Consider the following 19,402-nt stretch of genomic DNA (forward strand, 5'->3'; position numbering starts at 1 on the left):
ATCTCCAGATTTCAGGGGGTGGCAATTTTTTTGCTCAAAAAGCCCTCTATTATAGGAATTTATAACCTATTTCTTATAAAAGTTTTGACAATACGCTTATCATAAGGAGGGGAATCCCATGAAATTTCAGTGGACATTATTATTAGGTATTTTCTTTGCATTGGTGGTTTCCGTTTTCGCTGTCATCAATGTAGACCCCGTCACCGTCAATTATTTCTTTGGTGAAGCTGATTGGCCTCTTATTTTAGTCATACTTGGATCTGTATTTATGGGGGGAATCATTATCGGATCGGTTGGACTGTTTCGATTATTCGTCGTCCAACGAAAAGTAAAGGCTCTAGAGAAAGAAAATTTATTGTTAAGAGAACAGGCTGAAGGAATGCATAAAGAAAAGGCCGAAAAAGTCCCTTTGAAAAAGAGTGCTCCCGGCTCAGTAGGGGAAACAGGGGAGTAAACAGCTTGGTGGTTTTGCCACCAGGCTGTTTTTTTATTGAATAAGAAAAAAACCCTCCTTCTATTAAGATTGAAACCAACCCTTCCTTTTTGTATAATGAGTAAGGCTGAGGGGTGAACGTATGTTAAACTCAAAAACACGTTGGATGATGACAGAATCAGATCAACATAAAATATCAGAACTGGCAAATGAATTAAAAGTACCTTCGCTTGTGGCAAAACTATTAATCAACCGGGACTTGGACGATGTAGAAGAAGCCCGGAACTTTTTATTTGATACAGGCGATTCATTTCACGATCCATTTCTTTTTGAAGATATGAAAAAAGCAACCGAAAGAATCCATAAAGCCATTGAAAATGGTGAGAGGATTCTTGTTTATGGCGACTATGATGCCGATGGAGTCAGCAGTACGTCGGTATTGATGACAGTGCTAAGGGACCTGGGTGCAGAGGTGGAATTCTATATCCCAAACCGGTTCAGCGAAGGATACGGCCCGAATGAAGGTGCCTTTCGCTGGGCAAAGGAAGAGGAATTCACGCTCATCATTACAGTAGATACGGGAATATCCGCTGTGAATGAAGCAAAATTGGCAAAGGAATTGGAAATCGATTTGATCATTACGGATCACCATGAACCTGGACCGGAATTGCCTCCGGCTTTTGCCTTGATTCATCCAAAGGTCGAAGGGACCACTTATCCATTTGGAGAACTGGCAGGAGTAGGAGTGGCATTTAAACTGGCTCATGCCCTTTATGGTGAGCTGCCTGTCCATCTGCTTGATCTTGCTGCGATTGGGACCATCGCCGATTTAGTACCATTAAGAGGTGAAAATCGTCTTCTGGCCAAGCGCGGGATTGAAAAGCTACGGGTTTCAAACCGCTTGGGAATAAAAGCATTATGCCGGATTGCCAACGCCCAACAACAGGAAATTACGGAAGAATCCATTGGATTCATGATTGCTCCCCGTATAAATGCTGTCGGTCGGTTAGGGGACGCAGACCCTGCCGTCGATCTTATGCTCACAGAAGATGATGAGGAAGCAAAGGCCCTGGCTGAAGAGATTGACAGCTTGAATAAAGAAAGACAGGCGATCGTATCGCAAATGACAGAAGAAGCGGTAGAGATGGTAGAGAATGAATTTCCCTTGAACGATCACTCTGTCCTTGTCATTGGAAAAGAAGGCTGGAACCCTGGAGTAGTCGGAATTGTAGCTTCACGCTTAGTGGATAAGTATTATCGTCCAACCATCGTGCTTAGTTTCGATTCCGAGAAAGGAACGGCAAAGGGATCGGCAAGAAGTATCGCAGGTTTCGATTTGTTCAAGAATTTATCAACCTGCCGTGATATCCTTCCGCATTTCGGAGGACATCCCATGGCTGCAGGTATGACTTTACAGTTAGGCGATGTAGCCGAGTTCAGAAACCGATTAAATGAGTTGGCTCAGTCTGAATTAACGGAAGAGGACTTTATACCAGTCACACAGCTCGATGCTTCTGTTACAGTGGACGAAATCTCCGTAGAGTCGATTGAAAAGCTTCAGCTTCTGGCACCTTTTGGGATGCATAATCCTAAACCGAAGTGGATCTTGGACAATGTAAGCATCGGACACTATAAAAAAATCGGATCTGCACAAAATCATTTGAAGCTGGTCTTAGAAGATAAGGGCGTACAAGTGGATGGTGTCGGGTTTGGATTGGGAGAACTGGCCGATCATATGACCCCATTTTCGAATGCCTCTGTTATTGGTGAATTATCCATTAACGAGTGGAATAATCGCAAGAAGCCTCAGGTGTTTTTACATGATGTGAAAATTGAACATTGGCAATTATTTGATGTTCGCGGGATTAAACAAGTTCATAAATGGAATGGGCTTATCCCGGAAGAAAATAAAGTAGTCATTTGTTTTAATCCGGCTACTTTAGAAAAGCTGAATCTGGAAAAAGATGAAGTGATGCTACTTGAGGATGGTTCTTCACTTGAAGGATTTTCCACCGATAAGGTAAGCCTCGTGCTTCTAGATCTGCCCACTTCCAAACCATTACTTGAAGAGCTCTTGAAGAAAGGGCAACCTCACCGGATCTATGCCCATTTCTTCCAGGATGAAGATCATTTTTTCAGTACGATGCCAACGCGTGAGCATTTCAAATGGTACTATGGATTTTTAACCAAGCGTGGATCATTTGATTTAAATAAACATGGTGATGACCTGGCGAAATACAAAGGCTGGTCAAAAGAAACAATAGATTTCATGTCACAGGTGTTTTTTGATTTGAAGTTTGTTACAATAGTGAATGGATTTATTTCTCTCAATCCTGAGAAAACCAAGAAAGATCTTTCTGAATCTCTAACATATCAGAAGAAACAACAACAATACGAACTTGAAAACGAATTGTTATATTCTTCCTATCAAGAGTTGAGGACTTGGTTTAATGAAAGGATAGAAGAGTCTGTTACAATTGAGGAGGAAGTAAAAGCATGGACTTAAAACAATATGTTACGATCGTTGAGGATTGGCCTAAAGAAGGAATTAAGTTTAAAGACATCACAACATTGATGGATAATGGTGATGCTTATAGATATGCTACAGACCAAATCGTCGAATATGCTAAAGAGAAGCAGATCGACCTGGTTGTGGGACCGGAAGCACGTGGATTCATCATCGGCTGCCCAGTCGCTTATGCATTGGGTGTAGGCTTTGCCCCTGTTCGTAAACCTGGTAAATTACCGCGTGAAACGATCCAGAAGGAATATGGTTTGGAGTATGGTAAAGATTCTCTGACGATCCATAAAGATGCGATTAAGCCTGGTCAACGTGTATTGATCACAGACGACTTACTTGCTACTGGTGGAACGATCGAAGCAACCATCAAGCTTGTAGAAGAATTGGGTGGGGTTGTCGCTGGTACAGCATTCTTAATCGAATTAACGTACCTGGATGGCCGCGACAAGCTTGACAACTATGATATTCTTACATTAATGCAATACTAAAATTGTTTATCGATTCTCATATTCGTATATACTATGTGATATACTGTTAACTTAAGGGACTGACATCTGGTTTTGAATGTCAGCCCTTATTTTTTATTTGGAAGGGTCAAATAGATGGTAGATGTGGATTATGCGGATTTTTTCCCATCGACAATTTTCGACGAAAATAGATGGAATCTGAGAATTTTACTCTAACCCCTTTACATAACCCTGTTTTTTTTTGATAATAGTAACAATCATTAAAATCGAACACTAGTGAAATATATTAAAATACAAAGGTGATTTTGATCATGGCTAAAGATCAAGTACTAACCCCGGAACAGGTTTTTGATAAAACAAGAGAATACTTAAACGATGAGCATGTAGGGATGGTCCAGAAAGCCTATGAGTATGCAAGGGATGCCCATAGTGAGCAGTACCGTAAGTCTGGTGAACCCTATATCATTCATCCCATCCAGGTAGCGGGAATACTCGCGGATCTTGAGATGGATCCGGCAACCGTCGCTGCCGGTTTTCTTCATGATGTAGTGGAGGATACGGGTGTTTCTCTTGGGGAAATTGAGGAAGCATTCAATGCCGAAGTGGCCATGCTTGTAGATGGGGTCACAAAGCTTGGAAAGATTAAATACAAGTCACAGGAAGAGCAACAGGCTGAAAATCACCGGAAAATGTTTGTGGCGATGGCTCAGGATATCCGTGTCATTCTGATTAAATTGGCAGACCGTCTGCATAATATGAGAACGCTAAAACATTTGCCACAGGAGAAGCAGCGAAGAATTGCAAATGAAACACTGGAAATCTTTGCTCCTTTGGCCCATCGTTTAGGGATTTCGAAGATTAAGTGGGAATTAGAGGATACGTCGCTCCGATATTTAAATCCTCAACAGTATTATCGTATTGTCAACTTGATGAAGAAAAAGCGTGCCGAGCGTGAAGAGTATTTAGATGACGTTGTCAATGAGGTTAAGGATAAGCTGGGCGACGTGAAAATCACTGCGGAAATCTCCGGCCGTCCCAAGCATATTTACAGCATTTATCGTAAGATGGCTCTTCAAAACAAGCAGTTTAATGAAATATATGACCTATTGGCAGTTCGTGTGGTAGTAGATAGCATCAAGGATTGCTATGCCGTATTGGGAATCGTCCACACGTGTTGGAAGCCAATGCCCGGCAGGTTCAAGGATTATATCGCCATGCCGAAGCCAAATATGTATCAATCTCTTCATACAACGGTCATCGGTCCTAAAGGGGATCCACTTGAAGTGCAGATCAGAACGCTTGAAATGCACCAAATTGCTGAGTACGGTGTAGCGGCACACTGGGCATATAAAGAAGGAAAAGAAGCAAACGAAACGGTTTCCTTCGAGAAGAAGCTTTCCTGGTTCAGGGAAATATTAGAGTTCCAGAACGAATCTGCCAATGCGGAAGAGTTCATGGAGTCTCTTAAGATTGATCTCTTCTCTGATATGGTCTTTGTGTTCACACCTAAAGGGGATGTACTGGAACTGCCGTCGGGATCTGTTCCGATTGACTTTTCTTATCGTATACACTCAGAAATCGGTAACAAAACGATCGGTGCCAAGGTGAATGGTAAGATGGTCACTCTTGACTATAAGTTGAAAACGGGGGATATCATTGAAATTCTCACGTCCAAGCATTCTTACGGTCCCAGTCAGGATTGGCTGAAGCTTGCACAAACGTCTCAAGCGAAGAATAAGATCAAGCAATTCTTCAAAAAGCAGCGAAGAGAAGAAAATATTGAAAAAGGCCGGGATTTAGTAGAAAAAGAAATCAAGAATCAAGATTTCGATGTGAAAGAGATCCTGAATCCTGAAAATATTAAACGTGTATCTGAGAAATTCAACTTCTCAAACGAAGAAGATATGTATGCAGCCGTTGGCTATAACGGGATTACGGCGGCTCAAATCGCCAATCGCTTAACGGAGAAAGACCGGAAGAAACGTGAACAGGAAGACAACCTGGAAGAAACGATGAAGGAATTGAATTCCCAACCAGTCAAGCGTAAAAAAGACGCAGGTGTCCAGGTAGAGGGCATTGACAATCTTCTTATCCGTTTATCCCGTTGCTGCAGCCCTGTTCCCGGGGATGAGATCGTAGGGTTTATTACGAAAGGCCGTGGGGTTTCTGTGCATCGTGCCGACTGTACAAACGTAATGGCCGATGAAGTAGAGCAGCGTCTCATTCCAGTGTCATGGGAAAGTGATAGAAATGACCGTAAGGAATACAATGTGGATATTGAAATCTCCGGTTACGATCGCAGAGGCCTTTTGAATGAAGTGCTTCAGGCGGTAAACGAGACGAAGACGAATATATCGGCTGTCAGCGGAAAATCCGACCGAAATAAAGTGGCAACCATCAATATGTCCATTTCGATTCAAAATATTTCCCACTTACACAAAGTCGTGGAAAGAATTAAACAAATTTCGGATATTTATGCTGTAAGAAGAATCATGAACTAAAGGAGATTTCTTTATGAGGGTTGTACTGCAAAGAAGTAAAGAAGCCTCCGTCACTGTTGATGGAGAAGTAAAGGGAGCCATTCGTTCAGGTGCTGTATTGCTTGTGGGGATTACCCATGAAGATACGGAAGAAGACGCTCGTTATGTTGCGGACAAAGTAGTGAACCTGCGTATTTTTGAAGACGAAGAGGGGAAGATGAATCATTCATTACTGGATGTAGTAGGGGAAATTCTCTCCATCTCTCAATTCACTCTTTACGGGGACTGCCGTAAGGGAAGAAGGCCAAACTTCATGGGTGCAGCGAAGCCCGATCACGCAGAGTCTGTTTACGACTACTTTAATAAGGTATTAAAAGAAAAAGGTATCAAAGTGGAAACGGGCGTATTTGGAGCCATGATGGACGTGAATTTAACAAATGACGGTCCTGTTACGTTAATGATAGAAAGCAAATAAAGAAAAGCTGATCCTGCAACTTTTAGGATCAGCTTTTCTTATTTTATTCATATCGTATATGGTTTTCTCTTCAGCATCAGTCGGAAAAATAATCCCCTAACCCATGATAGATAGCCGTTGCCGCCAAGTCTTGAAAATACTGCGTATTGACATTGGCTTCCTCTGCCGGATTACTTAAGAATCCCAGCTCCAACAGGACAGCCGGCTGATTGTTTTCACGGACAACGTGATAATCTCCTACTCGTACACCGCGGTCTTTCGTCGGTAAACGATCTGCCAGGCTTCCATGAATTTCATCGGCCAGTTCTTTCTGGCGACCTTGATAATAGTAAGTAGTATGGCCGACGATAGAGGAATCAAGAATGCTGTCAAAATGTAGGCTGATAAAGGCATCAGCCTGATAATAATGAGATAATGATACCCTGGATGGTAATGAAAGATATTCATCGCTTTTCCTTGTTAAGACCACTTTGGCTCCAGCGCTCTTTAGCTTTTCGGCAAGGAGTTCCCCGGTTCTCATGGTAAGGAGCTTTTCCAACGTGCCGCTTGCTCCGGTCGTTCCACTGTCTCTGCCTCCATGTCCGGGATCAATCACCACGACCTTATCTTGTAAGCCCCCGCTCCGCTTTCGTGAAGGAGTGGTGTTTTCCCCGGTACTGGACCTGATGGACACCACCCAGCCGGCAACAAAACCTGCACTGCCGTCTTCTAATTGTATTTCATACCAATCTCCGTTTTTGCTGATAACGGGGAAGGTGTCACCACTTGAGCCTCGTTCGATGACGCTTGCCCGGGCGTTTGCTTCACTTCTGATATTGGTACCATTGTAAAGCACTGTGATGTTTTCATTTTCTGAAGTGGGTTCACTCTCATGGGCGGAGGCAGTGACGGTTTTTTGGACATACCAACCGGCAATCCAGCCTTTTTTCCCATTTGAGAGTTTAATCTGATACCAATTGTTTTTCTCTTTTAATAAGGAATATTTCTCCCCTTTTGAAACCTTTCCAACGACGCTCCCGTTTAAAGAGGTTTCGTCACGGACATTTAAACCGTGAACCGTAATGATTCCTACAAGATTTGTGGACGAGGAGGCAGGCTCATCGTCATTGGCCCTCGAAGAGAATTCTACATATGCATCGTTCACCCACGCCTTGTCGCTGCCAAATTGAATCTCGTACCACCCGCTGACACTTCCTGTTACCTCTACGTGATCTCCCTTATTTAATACTCCCAGGACGGAACTTTGAAGGGAGGGGGAGGTTCGAACATTCAGGGAGTTGTCGGTGATGATCCCTTCTTCATTCTCCCTCTTTTTCGATGGGGAAGAAGTGGTGCTGTTTTCCGACACGTAGTCCTCATGGACCCAGCCGCTGCCATTTCCCCATTCGATGAACAGCCAGTCAGACTCTTCGTCGGAAATGGATACTCTATCCCCGGTGTTTAAAACCGTCACCACTTCTTCAGAGGTGCCGGGCCCTTTTCTGACGCGTAACCCATCGGTATTCACACGTCCTTCCTGTTTAGGAGAAACATCGGAACTAGCGGATTCTACTGAGACTAACCATTCGGCTACCCAGCCCTCTCCACTATCGGTCCTGACCTTATACCAATCATTTTGTGTGTCTACTATACTGTACTCTTCCCCTCTATGTACCTTCGTCAGAACCGGATAGCTCAGTCCTGGCCCCGTACGAACATTCAGAGTCGAAACACTGATCGTGGCCGTGCCGGCTTCTGCATGTGCATAATCAGCTTCGAGTGGCTGAAAAGGAATGATCATGAGCACAATCAGTATAGATGCTATTATCTTCTTAATCATCTTCACCTCCTGTTGGAAATACAAACACCCATAGTAATATCGGATCTTTTCACTTAGATATTGATCAAGATTTCGAAGATTCATCAAAAAAATCCCTTATGGGTTTAATACGATAAAAAAAATTAAATTCCTTTAAAACGAAATAAAAATAGGTAATTGGAAATGATAGAGTTAAGGATTGTTTTGGAAAGGATGATGGAATTGAGGTCAAGTGAAAAAGGGTTTATGAATGCAAACGGCGATAACCAGCTGTTCGGTGTGGATTTTCACCAGTTTTTAGAACGTGAGAAAGATGCTTTAAATGTGGAACTTGCTTCCGAGTTCGGGTTATCGTTGAAAGAAGTTAAGCTACTGAAAAAGAAAATGGAAAGATCGTAACGAAATTTTCTTTAACCTCTTGACATGAACTGACGGCATCCGTATCATTATAGAAATAAAATAACATTTACAAAAACCGTTGATCGAGCATAGTAGCTGACACCCACGTGTAAAGAGAGGAAATGCCTTGGCTGAGAGCATTTCTACAATGTGACTTAGTGAATGAACACTCAGGAGGTTTCTCTCTGAAAAAGTTTCTTTAGTAGGAGATGAACGTACCAGGCGTTAACTGGCTAAGTGGAGGTCTTATAGACTTCAATTAGGGTGGCACCACGGGAATAACAGCTCTCGTCCCTTGTATGATATACAAGGGACTGAGGGCTTTTTTTATTTACATAAATATCAATTTGCTTTAATAAAAGGAGGAAATCAACTTGTCCATTCAGATTCCAAGAGGTACACAGGACATTCTACCAGGTGAAGTAGAAAAATGGCAGTATGTAGAGGAAGTGGCGAAGAATCTTTGCCATGCCTATCAGTATAAAGAAATCCGCACTCCTATATTTGAGGCGAGCGAGTTGTTTACCAGAGGCGTAGGGGATACGACGGATATCGTTCAAAAAGAAATGTATATGTTTGAAGATCGCGGAGGCAGAAGTTTGGCGCTCCGACCTGAAGGAACCGCTTCTGTTGTTCGTTCCTTTGTAGGAAATAAGATGTTCGGGTATCCAAATCAGCCGACAAAGCTCTTTTACTCCGGTCCAATGTTCAGGTACGAAAGGCCACAAGCGGGCCGCTACCGTCAATTTGTCCAGTTCGGGGTTGAGGCATTGGGAAGTGAAGATCCGGCGATTGATGCAGAAGTGATTTCACTCGCGATGGGGATTTACAAGAAACTGGGACTTACTCAATTAAAGTTAGTCATTAATAGTCTTGGTGATACGGGCAGTCGAAACGCCCACAGAGAAGCGCTGATCAATCACTTTAAACCAAGAATCGATGAATTTTGCGGAGATTGTCAGAATCGTTTAGAGAAGAATCCATTGCGTATTCTCGATTGTAAAAAAGACCGTGACCATGAATTGATGTCTACGGCGCCATCGATTCTCGATTACTTGAATGATGAATCGAAAGCCTATTTTGAAAAAGTCCAATCCCACCTAACCGGGATGGATGTTGAATTCGTAGTCGATCCGACTCTTGTTCGCGGTCTTGATTATTATAATCACACAGCCTTTGAAATCATGAGTGACGCAGAAGGTTTTGGAGCCATCACGACCCTTTGTGGCGGAGGACGCTACAATGGATTGGTGGAGATGATCGGTGGTCCGGAAACCCCGGGAATCGGTTTTGCCTTCAGTATCGAACGGTTACTATCGGCACTGGAAGCTGAAAACGTTGAACTTCCAATCGAGCGGGGCGTCGATTGCTTTATCGTTTCATTGGGGGAAGAGGCAAAAGATTACGCGGTTAAGCTACTTCACGATTTAAGACAGGTGGGAATTTCTTCAGAGAAGGATTACCTGGATCGAAAGGTGAAAGGTCAATTTAAAGCAGCGGACCGTTATGAAGCGAAATATGTAGCCGTCATTGGCGACAACGAATTACAGGAAAATAAAATCAACCTGAAAGATATGTCTACTGGTGAGCAGGAAGAAGTAAGTCTTGATCGTTTTGTAGAGAATGTGAAAGGCAAACTTGGTAAATAGAACCCGTTGATTTTGACAAGGAGGAGAACAAGATGACAAAAAGAACAGCGTATTGCGGAGATATCACAGAATCATTCATCGGTGAAAAAATTACGATTAAAGGCTGGGTACAAAAGAGAAGGGACCTGGGTGGATTAATCTTCATCGACCTTCGTGACAGAGAGGGAATCGTACAAGTCGTCTTTAATCCGGATTTATCGGGAGAAGCCCTCGCCCTTGCGGAGAAAATCCGTAATGAGTATGTACTTAGTGTGACGGGTACTGTCGTCGCAAGAGGAGAAGGAACGGTCAACCCGAACCTGAAAACGGGGAAAGTGGAAATTCATGTAGAAGAGGTTCAAATCATTAATGAAGCGAAGACCCCTCCTTTCATGATCGATGATCAAATGGAAGTGTCGGATGATGTCCGCTTGAAGTACCGTTACGTAGATCTTCGCCGACCAGCGATGATGGAAACGTTGAGAATGCGTCATAATTTGACGACATCGTTCCGTACCTTCTTAAACGAAAATGGATTCCTGGATGTGGAAACACCGATTTTAACAAAGAGTACGCCTGAAGGTGCCCGTGATTACTTAGTGCCAAGCCGTGTTCACCAAGGTGAATTCTACGCGCTGCCACAATCACCGCAAATCTTCAAGCAATTGCTGATGGTATCCGGTTTCGACCGCTATTACCAAATTGCACGCTGTTTCCGTGACGAAGATCTTCGAGCGGATCGTCAGCCGGAATTCACTCAGATTGATATGGAAATGAGTTTCATGGACACAGAACAAATCATTTCCCTTGTAGAAGACATGATGAAGAAACTGATGAATGATGTGAAAGACCTGAATGTTCAATTACCATTCCAAAGAATGACGTATGATGATGCCATGAGTCGTTACGGATCGGACAAACCGGATACGCGTTTTGGAATGGAACTGATCGATGTATCGGAAATCGTGAAGGAATCCGGATTTAAAGTATTCGCAGGCGCAGTAGCAAGCGGCGGGCAGGTGAAACTGATCAACGTAAAAGGCGGGGCTTCCCAGTATTCCCGTAAAGACATCGATGGTTTAACGGAATTTGTGGCCCGTTTCGGGGCAAAAGGTCTTGCCTGGTTAAAGGTAGAAGAAGAAGGCTTAAAAGGACCTATTTCCAAATTTGTGACAGAAGAGGACGCTGCGCAAATCTCTGCTTCAGCGAATGCAGAAGCGGGAGACCTATTGCTATTCGTGGCGGATAAAAAATCAGTAGTGGCAGATGCACTGGGTGCCCTTCGTATGAAATTAGGAAAAGAATTGAAGCTGATTGATGAAACAAAATTCAATTTCCTATGGGTGACCGACTGGCCGCTGCTTGAGTATGATGAAGGTGAGAACCGTTATTACGCTGCCCACCACCCGTTCACGATGCCGGTGAGAGAAGACCTGGAACGTTTCGAGACAGATCCTTCCTCGGTCCGTGCCGAAGCCTATGACCTTGTATTGAATGGATACGAGCTTGGAGGGGGATCCCTTCGAATTTATGAGCGTGATATTCAAGAAAAGATGTTTAAAGTACTTGGTTTCTCAAAAGAAGAAGCAGAAAAGCAGTTTGGGTTCCTATTGGAAGCCTTTGAATATGGAACACCTCCACATGGCGGAATCGCCCTTGGTCTGGACCGTTTAGTGATGCTCCTTGCAGGACGCACAAATCTCCGTGATACCATTGCGTTCCCTAAAACGGCAAGTGCAAGCTGTGTCTTGACGGATGCTCCTGGTGAAGTGAGTGAAGCTCAATTAAAAGAGTTATCCTTGTCGTTGGATGTAGAATAATGTAAATAAGTTCCGGGGGTCATTCGTTGAAATCATCAAGGTGATATGATATTATTTAAACAATCACAAACGAGTCCTGATGTGTGCGACGTTTTTACCTAACAGTTTTGACCGAACACTTCAAACTTCGGGAGCTTGACGTTTCTACTAGGCGTTCATGCCTCATGCCGAGGACTAACAAATAGTGGAATAAAGCACCCACCTGCCGAGAGCGGGTTCAAAACGAAGGAAATGATGGCGACGGCACGATTGGGACTCGTCCAAACATGATTTTAAATGAAGATCCCATAGAATGAAGAGTCAGGCTGAAAATGGCCTGGCTTTTTTTGTTGAGGCTAAACCTTCTCTTAATAGGGTATACGAAGTGGAAGGGCAACATTTCATATTGATTTTCGTTCCGGTATCCTTTATTCTAATTCAGTATAAACCTAGTTGAATACTTATAATGGAGTTGATTATTTTGCTACACCAGTTTTCACGAAATGAACTAGCGATCGGTAAGGAAGGTCTTCAAACCCTTAAGAATAGTACGGTGGCGGTACTTGGAATCGGGGGAGTGGGATCCTTTGCAGCCGAAGCTTTAGCCAGATCAGGTGTAGGCCGTCTTGTGTTAGTGGATAAAGATGATGTGGATATTACAAACGTGAATCGTCAAGTTCATGCATTGCTTTCTACAGTAGGTCAGCCGAAAGTCGATCTGATGAAAGACCGCATCAAGGATATTAATCCGGACTGTGAAGTCATTGCCTTAAAGATGTTCTACACGGAAGAAACCTACGAAGAATTCTTCAATCAAGGATTGGATTACGTCATAGATGCTTCTGATACGATCTCGTACAAAATACATTTAATGAAAGAATGTCTAAAACGCGATATTCCATTGATCGCAAGCATGGGAGCGGCGAATAAAACCGATCCGACACGTTTCAAAATTGCGGATATCAGCAAGACTCACACGGATCCGATCGCAAAGGTGATCCGGACACGCCTGAAAAAAGAAGGCATTAAAAAAGGCGTGACTGTTGTTTTCTCTGATGAGAGTCCCATCGTCATCCGTGAAGAAATCAGAAAAGAAGTAGGGAATGATGATGCGAAGATTCGTAAAGCGCAGCTTCCTCCATCTTCAAACGCATTTGTCCCATCGGTTGCAGGTCTTGTTGCGGCCAGTCATGTGATGAACGAGCTGTTAAAGCATATTGAAATCAAGAGAGTGAAAGACAAATAAAGGTTGTGCAATGGTAAGGGCTGGATCCACTTTCGGATTCAGTCCTTTTTCTATGCTCTATACAGCATGGTGAATTCTCTATCCAGCTCGCTGTACATATTTATGAAAACTAATTCCATTAATTAGGTGAAAAAAGGTATTGACGGTATAATGTGTCATAGTGTACTATCTAACTAGAACACTAAAACACATTATGAAGGAGTGCAAGTATGAACGCTTTTAAAGGTCTTCTTTGGAAAGACTTCAAAACCTCCAAGGTTTGGTTCTATGGCTGGATTGCCATTATTTTTCTGATATACATCATCGGAATGGTGATCGGAAACTTCGTCAACGAGCCTATAATCGTTCAAATATTCATTATCATGATCGGTGTGTTTCATATTGCGTTTCTGCCGGGTATTGTCGTCTCCATGCTTCGATTAGAAGGAAAGACGCAACTTTGGCTCCATAGTCCTAATAGTGGATTTATGCTTTTGTTGCCGAAACTGATCATTGCCTTTATATACTCTACGGTCTCCCTTCTAATAGTGGATCTTTTAGGTGTGATCACCATGGCAGTCTTCCCAGAAGACTCTATTTTTTCCTATTGGCCAATCAAAGAAGGTATCTTATTTAATCTAGGAGTAACAGTAGTTGGCCTATATTTTTCCGGGTGGACGATTTTCTTGTGGACTTTCTACCACTCACTTTCAAAGTACCCATCCATCAAGAGTATACGATGGATCTTTGTAGCTGGTTTTATCATTGTGTATCAAAGTGTTGTCGCCTTTCTTATGAGCATTGAATGGGTGGAAAGATTCCTCTTCGATACGTTTACAGTTGAAGTGAGTTCGGGCGTCTTCTTCTCGGTTGGTTCTAACGAGGCGAATGCCGGTTTTGACCCTGAAATGATCCTGCTGCCCTTGCTGCCGTTGGTATTTGAAGGCATGGTCATGATGATCGTATTTATCATTGCCTGCTGGCTATTAGATCGTAAGGTTGAGGTGTAAGCCATGACAGAAGAATATACATCTTCCAAGCCGATATACCTCCAAATAGCTGATCGAATCATACGGGAGATTGTAAGAAAAGAATTATCTCCCGGGGACAAACTGCCTTCTGTCCGGGAAATGGCCGTTCAATCCGGGGTGAATCCTAATACCATTCAGCGTACGTATAGCGAATTAGAGAGGATGGACATTGTGGAGACGAGGAGAGGGCAAGGAACATTTGTCACGGAAAAGGAAGAGGTTCTTTCTGTTTTGAATGAAAAGGTTCAAGAGGAAGTAATCGAGTTGTTCATTAAGAACATGAAAGAACTTGGGTTAACAAAAGAGCAAATGATAAAAGGCGTCGAGAGATATCTGGCCCAAAGAGGGGGGGAATAGGATTGGTTGTGAAATTTGAAGATGTGACCAAAAAATATGGTAATGAATCGGCCTTGAAGAATACGTCGTTTCACTTCGAAAAGGGAAAGATTTACGGTCTGCTCGGTCCAAATGGCAGCGGGAAATCGACCACTTTGAAGATGATCGCGGGATTAGTCCTTCCTAATGCAGGTACAGTGACCATGAACGGGAAGCCGATTACCCGGAAACGAGCCAGTGAAGTGGCTTATTTAACAGAGCTGGATATGTTTTATGAAGCATTCACCGTGGATGGGATGATCCGGTTTTACGCCTCTCAGTTCGCCGACTTTGATATACAGCGGGCACATGAGCTAGTGGGATTCATGGAACTGGACAGTAAGAAAAAAATCAAGCATTTATCAAAAGGGAATCGCGGCAGGTTGAAGCTTGTTCTTGCCCTGTCCCGAAATACAGAGGTCCTGCTCCTTGATGAACCATTCTCAGGATTGGATCCCATGGTAAGGGACTCCATTGTCAAAGGTCTACTATCTTATATCGATTTCGGAAATCAAACCGTGATCATTGCAACCCATGAAATCGATGAGATTGAAGGGATCCTGGATGAAGCGTATATCATCCATGATGGTGAAATGAAAGGCCACTGTCAGGTAGAGGAGCTTAGAGAAATAGAAGGATTGTCTGTCCTGCAGTGGTTGAAACAAACAACGAAAAAAGAAGGGAAGATGAAGTGATGAAGACGGTTGTGCAATTACAGGATGTCTCAAAAGTCATTAAAGGCAAGACCATTATCGATAATTTATCCTTTGACGTGTATGAAGGGGAAGTATTCGGTTTTCTCGGACCGAATGGAGCAGGAAAAACGACGACGATCCGAATGATAGTGGGACTGATGAATATTTCAAAAGGAGACGTCCTGATTTCGGGGAAAAGCATCAAAAAAGATTTCGAAGGTGCCATAAAGGATGTGGGTGCCATCGTTGAAAACCCGGAGCTCTATAAGTTCATGTCCGGGTATCAGAACTTAAAGCATTTTGCCCGCATGCAAAGTGGAATCACCGATGAAAGAATGAAGGAAGTCATCGAACTGGTCGGATTAACAGACCGCATCAATGATAAAGTGAAAACCTACTCCCTTGGGATGAGACAGCGCTTGGGTCTGGCGCAATGTCTGCTCCATAAACCGAAGCTCCTCATACTCGATGAGCCTACAAATGGTCTGGATCCTGCCGGTATCCGCGAAATTCGTGCGTATATCAGAAAGCTTGCCCAGGAAGAGGGTATGGCGGTCATCGTATCCAGTCACTTATTATCTGAAATGGAAATGATGTGCGATCGAATCGGGATCATCCAATCCGGGAAGCTTGTGGATGTACAGCAGGTACGTGATTTCATTGAAGGTTCCGAACAGGTCTACCATTTTGAGGTGAATGATGCAGAAAAGATCAAGGCGGTACTCAAGAAGTTCGATCCGGGAATCAAATATGAAACGAAGGGTTCGGAGGTCCAGGTCGCTTTAACGAAGGAACAAGTACCGAATGTCATTCGGGCACTTGTGGATGCAAATGTTCAAATCTTTAGTGTCATGCCGATTGCCAAGACACTGGAAGATCGATTCTTGGAAATCACGAATGAAAAAGGAGAGGTCGTGCATGCTTAGTCTCATTAGAAATGAATGGACAAAAATATTTAAACGGGTCGGAACGTATGTGATGCTCGGATTGCTTATTCTGATTATTGGGGTGACAGCCGCTTTTACGAAGTATGATGACGGGAAAGCAAAGGAATCGGAAAACTGGAAGCAGGAACTCACAGCACAAGTGGAAGCAGATAAACAAATGTTGTCGGAAAATCCAAATATGAACAAATTCATAGAGAAAGACACTGAACGAAGAATTGCTCTAAATGAATATCGTATTGAAAATGACATTCAGCCAAAAGCGAAAGAAACGGTTTGGACGTTTGTTGAAACGAATGCCTTTTCCGTACTTGTAGTCGGTCTGTTTGCCATCATTGTGGCAGCGGGAATTGTCGCAAGTGAGTTCAGCTGGGGTACGATCAAGCTTTTGCTCATTCGTCCCATTTCTAGAACAAAGATCCTTCTATCGAAGTATTTCACCGTCATCTTATATGGAATGAGCATGCTGCTTATATTATTCGTCGTATCGTTCCTGATCGGCCTCCTATTATTTGGTGGAACAGATCAGTCGACCCACCTGGCGTATGTGGATGGGAAGGTAGTCGAACAGAACATTGTCGGGTACTTGATCAAAACCTACTTATTGAAAACCATTGATGTCGTGATGATGGCTACAATGGCCTTCATGATTTCAACTGTGTTCAGAAGCAGCTCACTGGCTATCGGAATCTCCTTGTTTCTATTATTTGTGGGGGCGAATGCAACAAGCCTGCTCGCTCTTCGATTTGATTGGGCAAAATTCAGTCTGTTCGCCAACACGGATCTGACTCAATACACAGGTTTCACACCACCGCTAGTGGACGGCATGACCATGGGCTTCTCCATCACCATGCTCATCATCTACTTCATCATCTTCCAACTGCTGGCCTTTATCGTCTTTAATAAAAGGGATGTGGCGGCATAGCCGTAGCTGGACAACTAAATAGAAAACAAAAAGTGACGGACTCATCAGAGTTCGTCACTTTTATGCATACCGGTATAAATCTGCGAACTTCAAACGTGTGACTTGTTGAAGGAGAAAGGCTGGTTCGGTGGCATCTTTTTTTCGAAGAGTATTTAAAGCTTCTATCATTTCATCATGAGTCATGATTCCGACTCCGTGACCAAAATACTGGTCCTCTTTTAAAAACACCGAATTTTCCCCCATCCATATAGGATCGTCATAGTCGGGATTAGAGAAGTAGTATACATCCCCTGGAATATAGTCCACTCCTTCATAGGTGACCATGCCCATATCATCGTCATAATTGTGACCCCACACTAAAAGGGGGGAGAACAGCTGATTGAAATAAGAAGTCCTGATCATATCAAGGATGGATTTATAGTATATGAGCACAATGCTGGTGACGCATTCGAAGCTATAGGCAGAGCTATTTGTGAAAATATCTTCAATGGCCTCTGATGGAAGCTTCGAGTCGCGAAGTCTATATCCGTATGGGGTCTTGATCCAAAAAGTAGAGTTGAAATAAGAGTGTTCAAATGCAGCGAATTTGGCGTCACCTTCATCCATGCTCCTTGCATTGACAATGAATCGTTCCCGCATCTTCAACTCAAATCGGAGCTCACCTAAGTTACGGTAACGATACTCCGTAGGACTGCTTTCCAGCGCTTTAACGATGTTTTCTTCTACAGGTGATAGATTCGTCAACCCATTACTTGACAATCCATTTTCAATGATAATCAATCCATACACCTCCAGGCCTTTTTACTAATGTATGATAGGTTGGAGAGAAATGGCATTGACACATTAAAAAAGTCCTTATTCCTAAAATAAACCTGCCTAAAAGTCAGAATCCCTTTTCGGCAGGTTTGTATATTGATGACATTTCATTTATTTCATTTGTTTATTAATCTTCTCGTACACCTGAGCAATCGCCTGTTCGAATTTCCCTGTCGATTTAGGGGTATAGTATTGAGCATTCTTAAGTTTATCTGGTAAATAGGTTTGTGGTACCCATCCCGATTCGTAGCTGTGTGGGTACTTGTATTCGATTCCTCTTCCCAGTTCCTTGGCTCCTTGATAATGAGCATCCTTCAGGTGATCCGGAACCTCGCCGCTTTTTCCTTTGCGGATATCACCGAGTGCCAGGTCGATGGCCGTGATGGCCGAGTTCGATTTAGGGGAGAGACAAAGCTCGATGATCGCATTGGCTAACGGAATTCTCGCTTCTGGGAACCCGATTTTCTCAGCTGTTTCGACTGCCGCCAATGTTCTTGGTCCCGCTTGGGGGTTGGCAAGGCCGATATCTTCATAGGCAATCACCAATAGCCTGCGGGCGATGCTCGGTAGATCCCCTGCTTCAACGAGTCTGCCTAAATAATGAAGAGCCGCATTCACATCACTTCCCCGGATCGATTTCTGAAACGCACTTACGACATCATAATGGGCGTCACCGTCTTTATCGTGAGAAAAGCTTTTCTTTTGAAGGCACTCTTCTGCAATATTGACATCAATAGAAATCACACCGTCCTCATTCGGTGAAGTGGACAAGACAGCCAGTTCCAATGCATTCAACGAACTCCTCACATCTCCAAAGCTGCTGCTTGCAAAATGTTCAATGGCATCAGAGGTTACATCGAGTGAATATCCACCTAATCCACGTTCTTCATCCTCTATGGCCCGGTGCAAGGCGATTTTCATTTCATCGATCGTAAGTGGCTTCAGCTCGAAAATTTGGCATCTGCTTCTGATCGCTGGATTAATGGCGTGGTAGGGATTGCTCGTCGTGGCCCCGATCAATGTGATCATCCCGTTCTCCAAATAAGGAAGGAGAAAATCCTGCTTTCCTTTATCCAGGCGATGCACCTCATCCAAAAGAAGGATCACTTTCCCGGACATTTTGGCTTCTTCGGCTACGATTTGAATATCTTTTTTATTATTGGTTACGGCATTCAGAGTTTTAAACCGGTATTTCGTACTTCCGGCAATGGCGCTCGCGATGGACGTTTTTCCAATACCCGGTGGACCGTATAATATCATGGATGACAATTGCTTTGCCTTTACCATCCTGTCTATGATTTTCCCTTCTCCAACTAAATGCTGCTGCCCGATGATCTCATCAATGGTCCTCGGTCTCATCTTAAAGGCAAGTGGTTTAATCGACATGAAAC

17 protein-coding genes, 1 other RNA gene and 1 other annotated feature are annotated in these 19,402 nt (G+C 43.4%); of the genes, 15 read left to right on the forward strand and 3 right to left on the reverse strand.

The annotated features are described in order from the left end of the window. Positions 1 to 118: 118 nt before the first annotated feature. From DET59_RS19500 to dtd, 5 genes are all read left to right on the forward strand, one after another. Positions 119 to 454, forward strand: coding sequence for a LapA family protein (locus tag DET59_RS19500; protein WP_113971270.1), 336 nt, complete (start codon positions 119 to 121; stop codon positions 452 to 454). 121 nt (positions 455 to 575) lie between these two features. Continuing rightward, positions 576 to 2,939 carry a single-stranded-DNA-specific exonuclease RecJ gene (recJ, locus tag DET59_RS19505; RefSeq protein WP_113971271.1) on the forward strand — a complete coding sequence of 788 codons (2,364 nt, stop codon included), beginning with the start codon at positions 576 to 578 and terminating at the stop codon, positions 2,937 to 2,939. Continuing rightward, the gene (locus tag DET59_RS19510; protein WP_113971272.1) at positions 2,930 to 3,442 is read left to right on the forward strand and encodes an adenine phosphoribosyltransferase; all 513 of its coding nucleotides are present in this window, start codon (positions 2,930 to 2,932) and stop codon (positions 3,440 to 3,442) included. The genes recJ and DET59_RS19510 overlap by 10 nt, the downstream gene beginning before the upstream one ends. A 290-nt stretch (positions 3,443 to 3,732) precedes the next feature. Beyond that, the gene (locus tag DET59_RS19515; protein WP_113971273.1) at positions 3,733 to 5,922 is read left to right on the forward strand and encodes a RelA/SpoT family protein; all 2,190 of its coding nucleotides are present in this window, start codon (positions 3,733 to 3,735) and stop codon (positions 5,920 to 5,922) included. A 13-nt stretch (positions 5,923 to 5,935) separates the two neighbouring features. Continuing rightward, entirely contained in the window at positions 5,936 to 6,376 is a 441-nt protein-coding gene (gene dtd / locus DET59_RS19520; RefSeq protein WP_113971274.1) for a D-aminoacyl-tRNA deacylase, read from the forward strand. Between the two features lie 76 nt (positions 6,377 to 6,452). Here dtd and DET59_RS19525 read toward each other — a convergent pair whose 3' ends face one another. Next, entirely contained in the window at positions 6,453 to 8,195 is a 1,743-nt protein-coding gene (locus DET59_RS19525; RefSeq protein WP_181778245.1) for an N-acetylmuramoyl-L-alanine amidase family protein, read from the reverse strand. A 195-nt stretch (positions 8,196 to 8,390) separates the two neighbouring features. Between DET59_RS19525 and DET59_RS19530 the strand changes: the two genes are divergently transcribed. The 10 genes from DET59_RS19530 to DET59_RS19575 all read left to right on the forward strand — a co-directional run bounded on the left by DET59_RS19530 (position 8,391) and on the right by DET59_RS19575 (position 17,195). Further along, positions 8,391 to 8,573: an RNA polymerase subunit sigma-70 gene (locus DET59_RS19530; protein ID WP_397540966.1), complete on the forward strand. Its 183-nt coding sequence runs from the start codon at positions 8,391 to 8,393 to the stop codon at positions 8,571 to 8,573. 70 nt (positions 8,574 to 8,643) lie between these two features. Then, positions 8,644 to 8,872: a binding site (T-box leader), on the forward strand. Between the two features lie 75 nt (positions 8,873 to 8,947). Next, a complete protein-coding gene (gene hisS, locus DET59_RS19535; protein ID WP_113971276.1) occupies positions 8,948 to 10,222 on the forward strand; it encodes a histidine--tRNA ligase in 1,275 nt (424 codons plus the stop codon). A gap of 32 nt (positions 10,223 to 10,254) precedes the next feature. Then, positions 10,255 to 12,021, forward strand: coding sequence for an aspartate--tRNA ligase (gene aspS, locus DET59_RS19540; protein WP_113971277.1), 1,767 nt, complete (start codon positions 10,255 to 10,257; stop codon positions 12,019 to 12,021). 70 nt (positions 12,022 to 12,091) lie between these two features. Continuing rightward, positions 12,092 to 12,281: non-coding RNA, 6S RNA (gene ssrS / locus DET59_RS19545), on the forward strand. A gap of 200 nt (positions 12,282 to 12,481) precedes the next feature. Further along, positions 12,482 to 13,246: a tRNA threonylcarbamoyladenosine dehydratase gene (locus DET59_RS19550; protein WP_113971278.1), complete on the forward strand. Its 765-nt coding sequence runs from the start codon at positions 12,482 to 12,484 to the stop codon at positions 13,244 to 13,246. A gap of 209 nt (positions 13,247 to 13,455) precedes the next feature. Continuing rightward, positions 13,456 to 14,235 (forward strand): hypothetical protein, encoded by a 780-nt coding sequence (locus DET59_RS19555; protein WP_113971279.1) that lies wholly within the window; start codon positions 13,456 to 13,458, stop codon positions 14,233 to 14,235. A gap of 3 nt (positions 14,236 to 14,238) precedes the next feature. Then, positions 14,239 to 14,613, forward strand: coding sequence for a GntR family transcriptional regulator (locus tag DET59_RS19560; RefSeq protein ID WP_113971280.1), 375 nt, complete (start codon positions 14,239 to 14,241; stop codon positions 14,611 to 14,613). 2 nt (positions 14,614 to 14,615) lie between these two features. Beyond that, positions 14,616 to 15,326: an ABC transporter ATP-binding protein gene (locus DET59_RS19565; RefSeq protein ID WP_113971281.1), complete on the forward strand. Its 711-nt coding sequence runs from the start codon at positions 14,616 to 14,618 to the stop codon at positions 15,324 to 15,326. Continuing rightward, positions 15,326 to 16,252 carry an ABC transporter ATP-binding protein gene (locus DET59_RS19570; RefSeq protein ID WP_113971282.1) on the forward strand — a complete coding sequence of 309 codons (927 nt, stop codon included), beginning with the start codon at positions 15,326 to 15,328 and terminating at the stop codon, positions 16,250 to 16,252. The genes DET59_RS19565 and DET59_RS19570 overlap by 1 nt, the downstream gene beginning before the upstream one ends. After that, positions 16,245 to 17,195, forward strand: coding sequence for an ABC transporter permease (locus DET59_RS19575; RefSeq protein WP_113971283.1), 951 nt, complete (start codon positions 16,245 to 16,247; stop codon positions 17,193 to 17,195). The genes DET59_RS19570 and DET59_RS19575 overlap by 8 nt, the downstream gene beginning before the upstream one ends. A gap of 60 nt (positions 17,196 to 17,255) precedes the next feature. On the opposite strand, the gene DET59_RS19580 is transcribed toward DET59_RS19575, so the two are convergent. Continuing rightward, a complete protein-coding gene (locus tag DET59_RS19580; protein WP_113971284.1) occupies positions 17,256 to 17,975 on the reverse strand; it encodes a protein-glutamine gamma-glutamyltransferase in 720 nt (239 codons plus the stop codon). Positions 17,976 to 18,122: 147 nt separating this feature from the next. Next, positions 18,123 to 19,397: a replication-associated recombination protein A gene (locus DET59_RS19585; RefSeq protein ID WP_113971285.1), complete on the reverse strand. Its 1,275-nt coding sequence runs from the start codon at positions 19,395 to 19,397 to the stop codon at positions 18,123 to 18,125. Between the last annotated feature and the right edge of the window lie 5 nt (positions 19,398 to 19,402).

Source organism: Rossellomorea aquimaris, from assembly GCF_003315075.1.
In the GTDB taxonomy this organism is placed as follows: Bacteria; Bacillota; Bacilli; order Bacillales; family Bacillaceae_B; genus Rossellomorea; species Rossellomorea aquimaris_C.